The following is a 16,113-nucleotide window of genomic DNA, read 5'->3' on the forward strand; positions in this document are numbered from 1 at the left end:
CCTCAACAATCGATTCAATGGCGCACCAATGACGCAAATACTCATCGTGGAAGACAATCTGGACTACGCCGAAGAAATGGCGGAGTTCCTGATTGAGCTTCAACACGAAGTGCACATCACCAACAACGCCAGCGATATGTGGACCGCCCTGAGCCACGGAAATGTGGGCGTGGTGGTGCTGGACCTGGGCCTGCCCGACGAGGACGGCTTCAACGTGATACCGCGCATGCGACAGCTTTATCCGCAGATCGGCCTGCTGGTGCTGACCGGCCGCGTCGCCTTCGACAACCGCATCCTCGGCCTGCGCCTCGGCGCCGACCATTATCTGACCAAGCCGATCAAATTTCCCGAGCTGGCCGCGCACATCGAGGCGCTGGACCGCCGCGTCGGTCCGCAGGAAACCATCCCGCTGCCGAGCAAGTGGACCTTGAAGGTCAGCGCCCGCCAGCTCGAGCTGCAGGGCCTGGCCATCACGTTGACGGAGAAGGAGTGCAACTTCCTGCACCTGCTGACGATCAACACCCGTCCGGTGCCGCGCCAGGTCATCGTGGCCGGCATCGGCGGCGACGACCCGGACGCCGGCCGCCGCGTCGACATGCTGGTGTACCGCCTGCGCAAGAAGGCGCGCACCGGCCTGGGCCAGGATCTGCCGCTGCGCAGCGCTTACGGCGAAGGCTACAGTCTTTCCGCAAGTTTCAATTTGTCCTGAGCAAAACCATTTTTCCGCCCCGCGCTGTCCTGAGCAAAACGATTTATTTGATATAGCTCAGGCCGCTGTGAGAATTGGTGAGTTTCTCTAAGGCATCGACATCGTAGTATGGTTCCTCAAACTGTGTTTTTGAGGAGTATTGCGATGCGTTTTTCCGATTTGAAAATAGGGGTGCGGCTGGCCGGTGGCTTCGGGCTGGTGATGCTGCTCATCGTCGGCATGGCCATGGCCGGCGTGTGGCGCTTGCAGGCGGTCGGCGACCTGACCGAGGAGATGGTCGGCAGCGCCAGCGTCAAGGAACGCTTGACGGCCGAATGGCACAACCAGATCGGCATCAGCGGCATCGGCGTGCTGGCCTTCGCCCGCAACACCGAAACGGCCGAATCGCCGGCCGTCACCGAAAAAGCCGCCGCCACCCGCGCGCGCGTCAACGCCATCCAGCAGCAACTCGAGCCGATGCTCGTCAGCGACGAGGAAAAGGCGCTGCTGGCGGCCGTCGCGTCGGTGCGCAAGGACTACGCGGCCAGCCGCGACGCCATGTTCAAGCTCAAGACCAGCGGCGACATCGACGCCGCCCGCCGCCTGGCCGACGACCGGCTCGAGCCGCAGTTCGCCGCCTATTTGAGCAGCGTGGCCAAGATCGGCAAGTACGAGGCCGATGTCGGCCGTGAGCTGGCCGCCGACGTGCAGCAGCAGTTCCGTTCCGGCCAGCGCTTCCTGCTGGCGCTGGCGGCCGGCGCGCTGGCGCTGGGCGCCTGGTTCGCCTATGTGATCGGGGTGTCGATCACGCGCCCGATCCACCAGGCGGTGCTGGTGGCGCAAACCGTCGCCGCCGGCGACTTGAGCAGCAAGATCGACGTGCGCGGCAAGGACGAGACCGGCCAACTGCTGCGCGCGCTGAACGACATGAACGCCAGCCTGGTCAACATCGTCGGCCAGGTGCGCAGCGGCACCGACACCATCGCCACCGCGTCCGGCGAGATCGCCCACGGCAACCTGGACCTGTCGGCCCGCACCGAGCAGCAGGCCAGCTCGCTGCAGCAGACGGCGTCGTCGATGGAGGAGCTGACCGCCACCGTCAAGCAAAACGGCGACAACTCGCGCCAGGCGCACACCTTGGCGCTGTCGGCGTCGGAGGTGGCCGTCAAGGGCGGCAACGTGGTCGAGCAGGTGGTCGACACGATGACGGAGATCAACGCGTCGGCGCACAAGATCGTCGACATCATCGCCGTCATCGACGGCATCGCGTTCCAGACCAACATCCTGGCCTTGAACGCGGCGGTCGAGGCGGCGCGCGCCGGCGAGCAGGGGCGCGGCTTCGCGGTGGTCGCGTCCGAGGTGCGCAACCTGGCCCAGCGCAGCGCGGCGGCGGCCAAGGAAATCAAGACCCTGATCGGCGACTCGGTCGACAAGGTGGAAACCGGCGCCCGGCTGGTGGCCGAAGCCGGCAGCACGATGCGCGAGATCGTCGCCAACGTCGGCCGCGTGACCGACATCATCGGCGAGATCACCAGCGCCAGTGTCGAGCAGACCGCCGGCATCGAGCAGATCAACCGCGCCATCGCCCAGATGGACCAGGTGACGCAGCAGAACGCGGCGCTGGTGGAGGAGGCGGCGGCGGCCTCGGCGGCGCTGGAGGACCAGAGCGGCGCGCTGGCGAAAGTGGTCAGCGTGTTCCAGCTTTCCAGCCCCGGCGGCAAAAACAGGGACAGAGTGGCGCCGGTTTTGCTGCGCGCGTGATTAATCGGGGACAGAGTGGTGTAGAATCTGCGCTTCGCCCACCGCCGCCCGACTGACATCAGATCCACGTAGGGCGGATTAGCGCAGCGTAATCCGCCACTGCATGCGTCCCGACGGCTCGCGCATTGGCGGATTACGGCATTCCGCCTAATCTGCCCTACGTGTAACACGAGCGGATTTACCGTTAGCTTATATGGCCCGCCTTCCCCGCCTGATCGTCCCCTCCCAGCCGCACCACGTGATCCAGACCGGCAACAACGACCAGCCGATCTTCCACGATGCCGATGATTACGAAGCTTTCCACGGCTGGCTGCGCACCGCCGCCAAAAACCACAAGGTGGCCGTCCACGCCTACGTCCTGATGCCCAACCACCTGCATTTGCTGGTGACGCCGTCCGACGAGGGCGGCCTGGGCCAGATGATGCAATGGATCGGCCGCTACTACGTGCCCTACTTCAACCAGAAATATAGCCGCACGGGAACTTTGTGGAACGGACGCTACAAAACCTCGCTGATCGACGCCGATGAATACTTCATGTTGTGCAGCCGCTATATCGAATCCAACCCGGTCCGCAACGGCCTGGTGAGCCGCGCCGAGGACTATCGCTGGTCCAGCTACTGTCACCACGCGGGCATCCGCTCGGACGGCCTGGTCATCGACCACGCGCAGTTCTGGGCGCTGGGCAACACGCCATTCCAGCGCGAGGCCGCCTACACGGCGCTGAGCGAGCCACCCCTGACGGCCGAGCAGATCGACGTGATCGGCAAGGCGCTGCTCAAGGGCTGGCCGCTGGGATCGGAGCAGTTCAAGACCGCCCTGCAAAACAAGGTCAAGCGCCAGGTGCTGCCGGCGAAGCGGGGCCGCCCTTTCAAAATCAAAACCGAACCCTGAGCCGTCGCGGGGTCGGACCCGATGGGTCCGACCCCCGTGGTGTGCGGGCTTTATCGGCCCGCATTGACTCTGTCCCCATTTAAAATTTCCGGCAACTCCTGAAAAATTAATTCGACTCCGACCCTATTTGTTATGGTTGTCTTTTACGCTGCATTGCACTACTCTATTTCCCATTAGCCTAATTGCCAGCGGAGAAGCCCCATGAAAGCCCAAGGTCTGTACGATCCTTCCAATGAACACGATGCCTGCGGCGTCGGTTTCGTCGCCCATATCAAGGGCAACAAGAGCCACTCCATCGTTGAACAGGGCTTGCTGATCCTGAAGAACCTGGATCACCGGGGCGCCGTGGGCGCCGACGCGCTGATGGGCGACGGCGCCGGTATCCTGATCCAGATCCCGGACCAGTACTACCGCGACGAGATGGCCAAACAAGGTATCGAACTGCCGCCGCCAGGCGAATACGGCGTGGGCATGGTGTTCCTGCCGAAGGAAAACGCTTCGCGCATCGCTTGCGAACAGGAAATCGAGCGCGCCGTGCGCGCCGAGGGCCAGGTCGTGCTGGGCTGGCGCAACGTGCCGGTCGACTGCGACATGCCGATGTCGCCCACCGTGCGCGCCAAAGAGCCGGTGATCCGCCAGATCTTCATCGGCCGCGGCGCCGACATCATGGTGACCGACGCACTCGAACGTAAGCTCTACGTGATCCGCAAATCGTCCGGCCACGCCATCCAGGCGCTCAAGCTGCTGCACGGTAAGGAATTCTTCGTCGCTTCGATGTCGGCCCGCACCATCGTCTACAAGGGCCTGCTGCTGGCCGACCAGGTCGGCGTGTACTATAAAGACCTGCAGGACGCGCGTTGCGTGTCGGCGCTGGCGCTGGTGCACCAGCGTTTCTCGACCAACACCTTCCCGGAATGGCCGCTGGCCCACCCGTACCGCCTGATCGCCCACAACGGCGAGATCAACACCGTCAAAGGCAACTTCAACTGGATGCGCGCGCGCGAGGGCGTGATGAAATCGGCCGTGCTGGGCGAAGACCTGCAGAAACTGTTCCCGCTGATCTATGAAGGCCAGTCGGACACCGCCTGCTTCGACAACGCGCTCGAACTGCTGCTGATGGCCGGCTATCCTATCGCCCAGGCGATGATGATGATGATCCCGGAAGCGTGGGAAAATCACGGCACGATGGACGATAATCGCCGCGCGTTCTACGAATATCACGCCGCGATGATGGAACCATGGGACGGCCCGGCCGCCATGGCCTTCACCGACGGCCGCTACATCGGCGGCACGCTGGACCGCAACGGTTTGCGTCCCGCGCGTTACATCGTCACCGACGACGACCTGGTGGTGATGGCGTCGGAATCGGGCGTGTTGCCGATTCCCGAGTCGAAAATCATCCAGAAATGGCGTCTGCAGCCGGGCAAGATGTTCCTGATCGACCTCGAAGCGGGCCGCATCATCGACGATAAAGAGCTGAAAGACACCTACGCCAACGCCAAGCCGTACAAGGCGTGGATCAACGCCGTGCGCATCAAGCTCAACGAAATCAAGCTGAGCGAAAGCCAGCTGGCGCACAACCGCGTCAAGTACAGCGCCGCGCCGGGCGAAAAAGCCGTCGCGTCCGTGCTGGACCGCCAGCAGGCGTTCGGCTACACCCAGGAAGACCTGAAGTTCCTGATGGCGCCGATGGCCGCCGCCGGCGAAGAGGCGACCGGCTCGATGGGCAACGACTCGCCGCTGGCCGTGATGTCGAACAAGCTCAAGCCGCTGTACAACTACTTCAAGCAGCTGTTCGCCCAGGTGACCAACCCGCCGATCGACCCGATCCGCGAAGCGATGGTGATGTCGCTGGTGTCGTTCATCGGCCCGAAACCCAACCTGCTGGACACCAACAACGTCAACCCGCCGATGCGCCTGGAAGTGTCGCAGCCCATCCTGGGCTTCGACGACATGGCGCGCCTGCGCGGCATCAGCCTGCACACCGGCGGCAAGTTCAAGTCGTACGAGCTGAGCATCTGCTACCCGCTGGCCTGGGGCAAGGAAGGCGTCGAAGCCTGCCTGGCCTCGCTGTGCGCCGAGGCGGTCGACGCCGTCAAGTCCGGCCACAACATCCTGATCGTCTCGGACCGCTCGATCGGCGCCGATCGTGTCGCCATCCCCGCGCTTCTGGCCACATCGACCGTGCATCAGCACCTGGTCAGCAAGGGCCTGCGGGCCTCGACCGGACTGGTCGTTGAAACCGGCTCGGCCCGCGAGACCCACCACTTCGCGCTGCTGGCAGGCTACGGCGCCGAAGCGATCCACCCGTACCTGGCGATGGAAACCTTGGTCGAGCTGGCGCACGGCATGCCGGGCGACATGTCCGGCGAGAAGGCCGTCTACAACTACACCAAAGCCGTCGGCAAGGGCTTGATGAAGGTGATGTCGAAGATGGGCATCTCCACTTATATGTCGTACTGCGGCGCGCAGATCTTCGAAGCCGTTGGCCTGAACAAGTCGCTGGTCGACAAGTACTTCAAGGGCACCGCCTCGAACGTCGAAGGTATCGGCGTGTTCGAAGTGGCCGAGGAAGCGCTGCGCCTGCACAACCTGGCCTTCGGCGACGATCCGGTGCTGGCCAACCACCTGGACGCCGGCGGCGAGTACGCCTTCCGCGTGCGCGGCGAAGACCACCTGTGGACCCCGGACGCGATCGCGAAACTGCAGCATTCGACCCGCAGCAACAACTTCTCCAGCTATAAAGAGTACGCGCAGATCATCAACGACCAGAGCAAGCGCCACCTGACGTTGCGCGGCCTGTTCGAGTTCAAGCTGGACCCGACCAAGGCGATCCCGCTGGAGGAAGTCGAGCCGGCCAAGGAAATCGTCAAGCGTTTCGCCACCGGCGCGATGTCGATGGGTTCGATCTCGACCGAGGCGCACGCGACCCTGGCCGTGGCGATGAACCGCATCGGCGGCAAGTCCAACACCGGCGAGGGCGGCGAGGATCCATCGCGCTACACGATGGAACTCAAAGGCATCAAGATCAAGCAGGGCGAGACCATGGCCTCGGTCATGGGCAAAGAGCAGATGGTGGTCGACATTGCCTTGCAGGAAGGCGATTCGCTGCGCTCGCGCATCAAGCAGGTCGCTTCGGGCCGTTTCGGCGTCACCGCCGCCTACCTGAACTCGGCCGACCAGATCCAGATCAAGATGGCCCAGGGCGCCAAGCCCGGCGAAGGCGGCCAGCTGCCCGGCCATAAGGTGTCGGAATACATCGCCACCCTGCGCTTCTCGGTGCCGGGCGTGGGCCTGATCTCGCCGCCGCCGCACCACGACATCTATTCGATCGAAGACCTGGCGCAGCTGATCCACGATCTGAAGAACGCCAATCCGCGCGCCTCGATCTCGGTCAAGCTGGTGTCGGAAGTGGGTATCGGCACCGTCGCCGCCGGCGTCACCAAGGCCAAGGCCGACCACGTCGTGGTTGCCGGCCACGACGGCGGCACCGGCGCTTCGCCATTGTCGTCGGTCAAGCACGCCGGCACGCCTTGGGAACTGGGCCTGGCGGAAACGCAGCAGACCTTGGTGCTCAACGGCCTGCGCAGCCGCATCCGCGTGCAAGCCGACGGCCAGATGCGCACCGGCCGCGACGTCGTCATCGCCGCCATGCTGGGCGCCGACGAGATCGGCTTCGCCACCGCGCCGCTGGTGGTCGAGGGTTGCATCATGATGCGCAAATGCCATCTGAACACTTGTCCGGTCGGCGTCGCCACGCAGGACCCTGTGCTGCGCGCCAAGTTCTCCGGCAAGCCGGAATACGTGGTCAACTACTTCTTCTTCGTCGCCGAGGAAGCCCGCCAGCTGATGGCGCAACTGGGCATCCGCACCTATGACGAGCTGATCGGCCGCGTCGACCTGCTGGACAAGTCGAAGGCGATCACGCACTGGAAGGCCAAGGGCCTGGACTTCAGCGCCATCTTCTACCAGCCGGAAGTGCAGGACGGCCACTCGATCTATCACACGATGGAGCAGGACCACGGCCTCGACAAGGCGCTCGACCACAAGCTGATCGCGCAAGCCAAGGCCGCGCTGGAGAAGGGCGAGCGCGTCTCGTTCATCTCGCCGGTGCGCAACGTCAACCGCACCGTCGGCACCATGCTGTCGGGCGAAGTGGCCAAGCGCTACGGTCACGCCGGTTTGCCGGACGACACCATCCACATCCAGCTGCAAGGCACGGCCGGCCAGTCCGCCTGCGCCTTCCTGGCGCACGGCATCACGATCGACCTGGTTGGCGAAGGCAACGATTACGTCGGCAAGGGCTTGTCGGGCGGCCGCATCATCGTGCGTCCGAACACCGAGTTCCGCGGCTGGGCCGTCAACAACATCATTATCGGCAACACGGTGTTGTACGGCGCCATCAGCGGCGAAGCCTTCTTCAACGGCGTGGCCGGCGAGCGTTTCGCGGTGCGTAACTCGGGCGCCACGGCGATCGTCGAGGGCACCGGCGACCACGGTTGCGAATACATGACCGGCGGCACCGTCGTCGTGCTGGGCGGCACCGGCCGCAACTTCGCCGCGGGCATGTCGGGCGGCATCGCCTACGTGTACGACCCGGACGGCGATTTCGAGTCGCGTTGCAACACGGCGATGGTGTCGCTGGAGCCGGTATTGACCGCCAAGCAGCAGGAAGCGGACAAGGCCACCTGGCACATCCAGCACAAGGACCAGGGCGCGGAAGCGGACGAGGTGATCCTCAAGCGCCTGATCGAGCGCCACTTCAAGCACACCGGCAGCACCCGTGCCCGCCTGTTGCTGGACAACTGGGCCGACAGCCGCGGCAAGTTCGTCAAGGTATTCCCGAGCGAATACAAACGCGCCCTGGCCGAAATGGCCGAGGACGTGGCGAACGAAGCCGCCGCCGTACAGCCGATCGCCGCCTGAGCGCCGCCTCTGACAGAACATATTTAAGGATTTATCGTGGGTAAAATCACCGGTTTCATGGAATTCCAGCGTCAGGACGAGGGCTATCTGCCACCGGCGGCGCGTTTGAAGAACTATTCCGAGTTCGTCATCACCCTGACCAACGAGCAGGCCAAGGTGCAGGGCGCGCGCTGCATGGATTGCGGCATCCCGTTCTGCAACACGGGCTGCCCGGTCAACAACATCATCCCGGACTGGAACGATCTGGTTTATCGCGGCAACTACCGCGAAGCGCTCGACACCTTGCACTCGACCAACAACTTCCCGGAATTCACCGGCCGCATCTGCCCGGCGCCGTGCGAGTCGGCCTGTACGCTCGGCATCAACAACGATCCGGTCGGCATCAAGTCGATCGAGCACAAGATCATCGACGAGGGCTGGGAACACGGCTGGGTGGTGCCGCAACCGGCCGCCCACCAGACCGGTAAGAAAGTGGCCGTGGTCGGTTCCGGCCCGGCCGGCCTGGCGGCGGCGCAGCAGCTGGCGCGCGCCGGCCACGCCGTGACCGTGTTCGAGAAGAGCGACCGCGTCGGCGGCCTGCTGCGCTACGGCATTCCCGACTTCAAGATGGAAAAGTCGCATATCGACCGCCGTATCAAGCAGATGGAAGCCGAAGGCGTCGTGTTCCGCACCAGCGTGTTGGTCGGCAAGGACTTCCCGGCCAACGTCAACAACTGGGCCAAGGAAACGATTTTCCCGGAAGACCTGGAAAAAGAATTTGACGCGGTCATCCTGGCCGGCGGCGCCGAGCAGCCGCGCGACCTGCCGGTCCCGGGCCGCGAGCTCAAGGGCGTGCATTTCGCGATGGACTTCCTGCCGCTGCAAAACAAGGTCAACGCCGGCGACAAGGTCAAGGACCAGTTGAAGGCCACCGGCAAGCACGTGGTCGTCATCGGCGGCGGCGACACCGGTTCCGACTGCGTCGGCACCTCGAACCGCCACGGCGCCGCCTCGGTCACGCAGTTCGAACTGATGCCTATGCCGCCGGAGCAAGAGAACAAGCCGCTGGTGTGGCCGTACTGGCCGACCAAGCTGCGCACCTCGTCGTCGCACGAGGAAGGTTGCGAGCGCGACTGGGCGGTGGCCACCAAGCGTCTGGAAGGCAAGGGCGGCAAGGTCGAGAAGCTGGTCGCCTGCCGCGTCGAATGGAAAGACGGCAAGATGAGCGAAGTGCCGAACTCGGAATTCGAGATGAAGGCCGACCTGGTGCTGCTGGCCATGGGCTTCGTCTCGCCGGTCGCCAACGTGCTCGACGCGTTCGGCATCGACAAGGATGCGCGCGGCAACGCCAAGGCGACCACCGATGGCGAGGGTTGCTACAAGACGTCGGCGCCTAAAGTGTTTGCCGCCGGCGACGTGCGCCGCGGCCAGTCGCTGGTGGTGTGGGCGATCCGCGAAGGCCGCCAGTGCGCGCGCGCGGTCGACGAGTTCCTGATGGGCTATTCCGACCTGCCACGTTAATCGGCAGGCACGGAGCAGTCTGGTTCCCAGCCGGGAGCGTGTGGGCGATCCCCATGCGCTACCCGGTTTTTTTGTAAGTTAGGCGGACATCGGAACCAGGTAGGGCGGATTAGCGCAGCGTAATCGGCCATGCATGCGTTATCGGCGGCTCATCGATGGCCGATTACGGCGTTCCGCCTAATCCGCCCTACGAAAATCGCCTTAACTTAGCGGCACTGGCCCCCCGGGGGTGAGCAGTCAGTCAGAATCCGGTAAGAGTCTTGCCCGCATACTGGCACCGCGCCGCAGCAATGTAACATTTCGTGCCGGGTGTAAATTGCTGACTTGGGATTCATTAGTGTTGTATTATCTGCCATTCCCAGGTGGTCCCTCGGCCTGAAATCGGGCCTCTCCCAGCAGAGATTAACCTTTCTGCACTACAATACGGCATTCAAAATAATGAGTTCAGTCGTGCCTAATCTTGTCGAAATCCGTGATTTACACTTTTCCTATGGAAGGCGCTCGATCTTGTCGGGCCTCCACATGGACTTCCCACGTGGAAAAGTGGTCGCAGTGATGGGCGGTTCGGGCAGCGGCAAGACGACGGTATTGCGACTGATCGGCGGCCAGATCCGCCCGCAAAAAGGCCAGGTGAAAGTCCAGGGCCAGGTTGTGCACAAGTTGAATACCGCCGGCTTGTATCTGCTGCGGCGCAAAATGGGCATGCTGTTCCAGCATGGCGCGCTCTTCACCGATCTTACCGTCTTTGAAAACGTCGCCTTCCCGCTGCGCGAGCATACCGATCTGCCGGAAGAGCTGATCCGCAACCTTGTGCTGATGAAGCTGCACGCGGTCGGCCTGCGCAACGCCGCCAAATTGAAGCCGGCCGAGATCTCCGGCGGCATGGCGCGCCGCGTGGCGCTGGCCCGCTCGATCGCGCTCGATCCCGAACTGATCATGTACGACGAGCCGTTCGCCGGCCTCGACCCGATCTCGATGGGCGTCACCGCCAACCTGATCCGCAACCTCAACACCGCGCTCGGCTCGACCACGGTGCTGGTCTCGCACGACGTCAAGGAATGCTTCGCCATCGCCGACTATGTGTACTTCCTGTCGCAGGGCAAGATTGTTGCGCACGGCACGCCGGCCGACATGATGGTGTCGACCGATCCCTACGTGCACCAGTTCGTCAACGCCGAGGCCGACGGTCCGGTGCCGTTCCACTATCCGGGCAAGTCCCTGGCCGACGATCTGGGCCTGGGGGGTAAAGCATGACTGTAAGAAATTGGTTGTCCCAGTTGGGCGCGCCGCTGCGCGATTACATCGAGAGCATCGGCTACGGCGCGCGCCTGTTCCTCAACATGATCGGCCTGTCGCCCGGCCTGCTGCGCCGTCCGCGCCTGCTGATCGAGCAACTGCATTTCATCGGCAATTATTCGATGCTGATCATCACCCTGTCCGGCCTGTTCGTCGGCATGGTGCTGGGCCTGCAGGGCTATTACACGCTGAATAAATACGGCGCCGAGCAGTCGCTCGGCCTGCTGGTGGCGCTGGGCCTGACGCGCGAACTGGGCCCGGTCATCACCGCGCTGCTGTTCGCCGGCCGTGCCGGCACCTCGCTGACGGCGGAAATCGGCCTGATGAAGGCCGGCGAGCAGTTGTCGGCGATGGAGATGATGGCCGTCAACCCGATCCAGCGCGTGCTGGCGCCCCGTTTCTGGGCCGGCGTGATCGCCGTGCCGCTGCTGGCGTCGGTGTTCAGCGCCGTCGGCGTGCTCGGCGGCTGGCTGGTCGGCGTGCAGTTGATCGGCGTCGACGACGGCGCCTTCTGGTCGCAGATGCAGGGCGGCGTCGATATCTGGAAAGACATCTTCAACGGTTTCGTCAAGAGCGTGGTGTTCGGCGTGGCCATCACCTTTATCGCGCTGTACCAGGGTTATCAGACCCAGCCGACGCCGGAAGACGTGGCGCGCGCCACCACGCGCACGGTCGTGATCTCATCGCTGATGATCTGGTGGCTCGATTTCATGCTGACCGCTTTGATGTTCAGCAAATAAACAGCAAATTAAAGAAAAATTGGTAGTATTAAGCGAGGATAGCTATGCAACGTAAATCACTGGATGTCTGGGTCGGTCTGTTCATCGTCGTCGGCGTGGCCGCGCTGATGTTCTTGGCACTGAAGGCCGGCAACATGGGTTCCATGTCCTTTGGCAAGACCTACCCGATCACGGCCAAGTTCGACAACATCGGCAGCCTGCGCCCGCAAGCGGCGGTCAAGGCTTCCGGCGTGGTGATCGGCCGGGTCGGCGAGATCAAGTTTGATGACAAGAGTTACCAGGCGCTGGTAACCTTGAACATGGAAGAAGGTTATAAATTCCCTAAGGACAGTTCCGCCAAGATTCTGACGGCCGGTCTGCTGGGCGAGCAATACGTAGGCATCGAGGCCGGCGGCGACACCAATAACTTGGCCGCCGGCGACAAAATCGCACGAACCCAATCGGCCGCCGTGCTGGAAGACCTGATCAATCAGTTCATCTACAGCAAGGCCGCCGAAGGAAAAAAGGAAGAATAAATGTCTAGCACCCCGAAACACTTGCGTCAGGCCGCGCTGGCGCTGGGCGTCACCTTGATGCTGGCCGGCTGCGCCGGTCCCAACCCGCGCGACCCGTACGAAAGCTACAACCGCGCCGTGTTCTCGTTCAACGACAAGGTCGACACCTACGCGCTGAAACCGGTCGCCACCGTCTACCGCGACGTCACGCCATCGTTCGTGCAGACCGGCGTGGGCAACTTCTTCGGCAACCTGGGCGACGCCTGGACCGCCGTCAACAATTTGCTGCAAGGCAAGGGCGAAGCGGGCATGAGCGACATCACCCGTTTCGCGCTGAACTCGACCTTGGGCATCCTGGGCCTGTTCGACATCGCCTCCGAGGCGGGTTTGCAAAAGCACAAGGAAGACTTCGGCCAGACCTTGGGCACCTGGGGCGTGTCGTCCGGTCCCTACCTGATGCTGCCGATCCTGGGCCCGTCGACGGTGCGCGACACCGTGGCGCTGCCGGCCGATTTCGCCGGCAACATCTGGTCGTACAAGGACCCGGTCTACCTGCGTAACATCGGCACCGGCGTCAACCTGGTCGACACCCGCGCCAGCCTGCTCGACGCCACCAGCATGCTGGAGGACGCCGCGCTGGACCGCTACGAGTTCATCCGCGACGGCTACATGCAGCGCCGCGAGAGCCTGATCCATCCGGACGGCGACGGCGCCAAGCCTCAACAGCAGGATCAGCAGGATCCGGCGGTCGAGGAGGCCAAGCCGGCCTCGCCGCAGGCCGCCGCTGAAGCGAAGCCAGCAGAAAGTTCGGCAACCGTGTCATCCGAATCGGCCCCAAAGGAGTTAAACTCCGGTACGCCGGCTGCGAGCAACGCCAGCCTGTGACCCCGAAGAACCCACATAGGTAGATAAATGATGAAATTGTTCAAACAACTGTTTGCCGTAGCAACCGTCGCGCTGGCGTTCAACGCCCACGCCGCCGGCCCCGCCAACGAAGCGCCGGACGCGCTGGTCAAGCGCATCAGCCAGGACGTCATCGAGACGGCCAAGACCGACAAGGCGATCCAGGCGGGCGACACCAAGAAGGTGATGCAGCTGGTCGAGACCAAGATCCTGCCGTATGTCGACTCTGATCGCATGACCTCGCTGGCCGCCGGCCGCTTCTGGCGCGACGCCACCCCGGAGCAGAAAAAGCAGCTGTCGGAACAGTTCCGCACCCTGCTGATCTACACCTACTCGGGCGCGCTGTCGCAGATCAAGAACGAAACGGTGGACTTCCAGCCGCTGCGCGCCGATGCGTCGGACACCGAGGTGGAAGTGCGCTCCAAGGTCAACATGACCCGCGGCGAGCCGATCACGCTGAACTACCGCGTCGCCAAGGCCGCCGCCGGCTGGAAGATCTATGACATCAACGTCATGGGCGCCTGGCTGGTCGAGACCTACAAAGGCACGTTCGCGTCGGAGATCAGCAAGGGCGGCATCGACGGCCTGATCAAGACCCTGACCGCGAAAAACCAGTCGCTGGCTAGCAAACCCCTGAAAACCACGGCAAAATAACGTTTCCACGAACGTTTTCACCTAGATAACGACCATGTCCGAACCGACCGACAACCTGCAATCGCTCACGTCCCTGACCGTGCTCAACGCCACCTCGGCGCTCGAGCGCGGCCTGGCCGCCATCAAGGCCGGCCAGACGGTGTTTGATTTGCGCCACGTGTTGACGGTCGATTCGGTGGCCGTTTCGGTCTTGCTGGCCTGGCAACGCGCCGCCGGCGAGGCCGGCGTCAAGCTGGAACTGAAAAACCTGCCGCCGGCGCTGCAAAGCCTGACCAAGCTGTACGGCGTGTGCGCGCTGGTGTTCCCCGAACAAAGCGACCCCGCGCAATCCTGCGCCGGCCAGGCCGACGCGCCTGCCGACCTGCTCCACCATCATTGACCCCCGCCCCACCCCGCCGCCCGCACCATCCCCAGTAATTGCCCGGTCCGGCTCTGCCGAACCAGATTTCCAATATAATTGAACGTTGCCACTGCCTAAGAGCCGTGGCGCCTGGTCTACCTTCCGCCTTGATCTGCATCGAGGCACCATTAGAGCTTTCGCGCCGGCACCAGCCGCCGCACAACCGATAAGTCCAAGAATGACAGCGATCCAAATTACGAATGTCGAGAAGCGCTACAAGTCGCTGCAGGCGCTGGGCGGCGTCTCCCTGTCGATCGAGGAGGGCGAGTTTTTCGGCCTGCTCGGTCCCAACGGCGCCGGCAAAACCACGCTCATTTCCATCATCGCCGGCCTGATCCGGCCCGACGCCGGCAAGGTGTCCATCCACGGCCACGACGTCACCGGCGACTTCCGCGAGGCGCGCCGCAAGCTCGGCGTGGTGCCGCAGGAGCTGGTGTTCGACCCGTTCTTCACCGTGCGCGAAACCTTGCGCCTGCAGTCCGGCTACTTCGGCCTGCCCAACAACGACGCCTGGATCGACGAGGTCATGCACAACCTCGACCTGACCAACAAGGCCGACACCAATATGCGCGCGCTGTCGGGCGGCATGAAGCGCCGCGTGCTGGTGGCGCAGGCGCTGGTGCACAAGCCGCCCGTCATCGTGCTTGACGAGCCGACCGCCGGCGTCGACGTCGAACTGCGCCAGACGCTGTGGAAGTTCATCTCGCGCCTGAACCGCGAGGGCCACACGGTGGTGCTGACCACCCACTATCTGGAGGAGGCGCAGGCCATGTGCAAGCGCGTGGCCATGCTCAAAAGCGGCAAGGTCGTCGCGCTCGACACGATGGCGGCGCTGATCCGCCGCATCTCCGGCTCGCAGCTGATCGTCAACATGGCGCACGGCGAGCTGCCGGAAGACCTCAAGCACCTGGTCACGCACCCGGAGGCGTCCGACCATGGTCGCAAATACAGCCTGCGCATCAACGAATATTCGGAGGTCGAGACCATTCTGGCGCGCCTGCGCGAGTCCGGCGCCGTCATCGACGAAATGCAGTTGCAGCAGGCCGACCTGGAAGACATCTTCCTGCAGATCATGGACAAGGGGACCGTATGAACTTCATCTCGAGCGGTTTCCGCACCCTGGTCTACAAGGAGACGCTGCGCTTCTGGAAGGTGGCCACGCAGACCGTCGCCGCGCCGATCCTGACGGCCATGCTGTACCTGCTGATCTTCGGCCACGTGCTCGAAGGCCGCGTGCAGGTGTATGAAGGCGTCAGCTACACCTCGTTCCTGATCCCCGGCCTGGTGATGATGAGCGTATTGCAGAACGCCTTCGCCAACTCGTCGTCGTCGCTGATCCAGTCCAAGATCACCGGCAACCTGGTGTTCGTGCTGCTCACGCCCCTGTCGCACTGGGAGATCTTCTCCGCCTACGTGCTGGCGGCGATGGTGCGCGGCGTGGCGGTCGGCTTCGGCGTGTTCGCCGTCACCGCCTGGTTCGCCCACATGTCGTTCACGGCGCCGCTGTGGATCATCGTGTTCGCGCTGCTGGGCGCCGCCATCCTCGGCACCATGGGCCTGATCGCCGGCATCTGGGCCGAGAAATTCGACCAGCTGGCCGCGTTCCAGAACTTCCTGATCATGCCGCTGACGTTCCTGTCCGGCGTGTTCTACTCGATCCACTCGCTGCCGCCGTTTTGGCTGGCCGTGTCGCATTTGAACCCGTTCTTCTACATGATCGACGGCTTCCGCTACGGTTTCTTCGGCCAGTCCGACACCAATCCATGGACCAGCCTTGCCATCGTCTCGGGCTTCCTGGTGGTGCTGTCGCTGGCCGCCATTCGTCTGCTGCGCAGCGGCTATCGTCTACGCCACTAAGG

13 protein-coding genes are annotated in these 16,113 nt (G+C 63.4%); all 13 read left to right on the plus strand.

Going from position 1 to position 16,113, the window contains the following annotated elements:
- Positions 1-28 precede the first annotated feature (28 nt).
- Positions 29-709, plus strand: a complete 681-nt coding sequence (locus tag JOD97_RS19795; protein ID WP_209722014.1) for a response regulator transcription factor — start codon at positions 29-31, stop codon at positions 707-709.
- A 144-nt stretch (positions 710-853) separates the two neighbouring features.
- Positions 854-2,449: a methyl-accepting chemotaxis protein gene (locus tag JOD97_RS19800; RefSeq protein ID WP_209722016.1), complete on the plus strand. Its 1,596-nt coding sequence runs from the start codon at positions 854-856 to the stop codon at positions 2,447-2,449.
- A 193-nt stretch (positions 2,450-2,642) separates the two neighbouring features.
- Positions 2,643-3,341, plus strand: coding sequence for a transposase (locus JOD97_RS19805; RefSeq protein WP_209722018.1), 699 nt, complete (start codon positions 2,643-2,645; stop codon positions 3,339-3,341).
- Positions 3,342-3,542: 201 nt separating this feature from the next.
- Complete coding sequence (locus JOD97_RS19810; RefSeq protein ID WP_209722020.1) at positions 3,543-8,267, plus strand: glutamate synthase-related protein; 4,725 nt, start codon at positions 3,543-3,545, stop codon at positions 8,265-8,267.
- 36 nt (positions 8,268-8,303) lie between these two features.
- A complete protein-coding gene (locus JOD97_RS19815; protein WP_209722023.1) occupies positions 8,304-9,767 on the plus strand; it encodes a glutamate synthase subunit beta in 1,464 nt (487 codons plus the stop codon).
- A 450-nt stretch (positions 9,768-10,217) separates the two neighbouring features.
- Positions 10,218-11,021 (plus strand): ABC transporter ATP-binding protein, encoded by an 804-nt coding sequence (locus tag JOD97_RS19820; protein ID WP_209722026.1) that lies wholly within the window; start codon positions 10,218-10,220, stop codon positions 11,019-11,021.
- The gene (gene mlaE / locus JOD97_RS19825; RefSeq protein WP_209722031.1) at positions 11,018-11,803 is read left to right on the plus strand and encodes a lipid asymmetry maintenance ABC transporter permease subunit MlaE; all 786 of its coding nucleotides are present in this window, start codon (positions 11,018-11,020) and stop codon (positions 11,801-11,803) included. Before JOD97_RS19820 ends, mlaE begins: the two co-directional genes overlap by 4 nt.
- A gap of 44 nt (positions 11,804-11,847) precedes the next feature.
- A complete protein-coding gene (mlaD, locus tag JOD97_RS19830; RefSeq protein ID WP_209722034.1) occupies positions 11,848-12,318 on the plus strand; it encodes an outer membrane lipid asymmetry maintenance protein MlaD in 471 nt (156 codons plus the stop codon).
- Positions 12,319-13,182: a VacJ family lipoprotein gene (locus JOD97_RS19835; RefSeq protein WP_209722038.1), complete on the plus strand. Its 864-nt coding sequence runs from the start codon at positions 12,319-12,321 to the stop codon at positions 13,180-13,182.
- A 30-nt stretch (positions 13,183-13,212) separates the two neighbouring features.
- On the plus strand, positions 13,213-13,854 hold the full coding sequence (locus JOD97_RS19840) for a phospholipid-binding protein MlaC (protein ID WP_209722701.1): 642 nt from the start codon (positions 13,213-13,215) through the stop codon (positions 13,852-13,854).
- A 34-nt stretch (positions 13,855-13,888) separates the two neighbouring features.
- Positions 13,889-14,233, plus strand: coding sequence for a lipid asymmetry maintenance protein MlaB (locus tag JOD97_RS19845; protein ID WP_209722041.1), 345 nt, complete (start codon positions 13,889-13,891; stop codon positions 14,231-14,233).
- A 199-nt stretch (positions 14,234-14,432) separates the two neighbouring features.
- Positions 14,433-15,347, plus strand: coding sequence for an ABC transporter ATP-binding protein (locus JOD97_RS19850; RefSeq protein WP_209722044.1), 915 nt, complete (start codon positions 14,433-14,435; stop codon positions 15,345-15,347).
- On the plus strand, positions 15,344-16,111 hold the full coding sequence (locus tag JOD97_RS19855) for an ABC transporter permease (protein WP_209722046.1): 768 nt from the start codon (positions 15,344-15,346) through the stop codon (positions 16,109-16,111). Before JOD97_RS19850 ends, JOD97_RS19855 begins: the two co-directional genes overlap by 4 nt.
- The last annotated feature ends 2 nt before the right edge of the window (positions 16,112-16,113 follow it).

This window comes from Duganella sp. 1411, from assembly GCF_017833525.1.
In the GTDB taxonomy this organism is placed as follows: Bacteria; Pseudomonadota; Gammaproteobacteria; order Burkholderiales; family Burkholderiaceae_D; genus Rugamonas.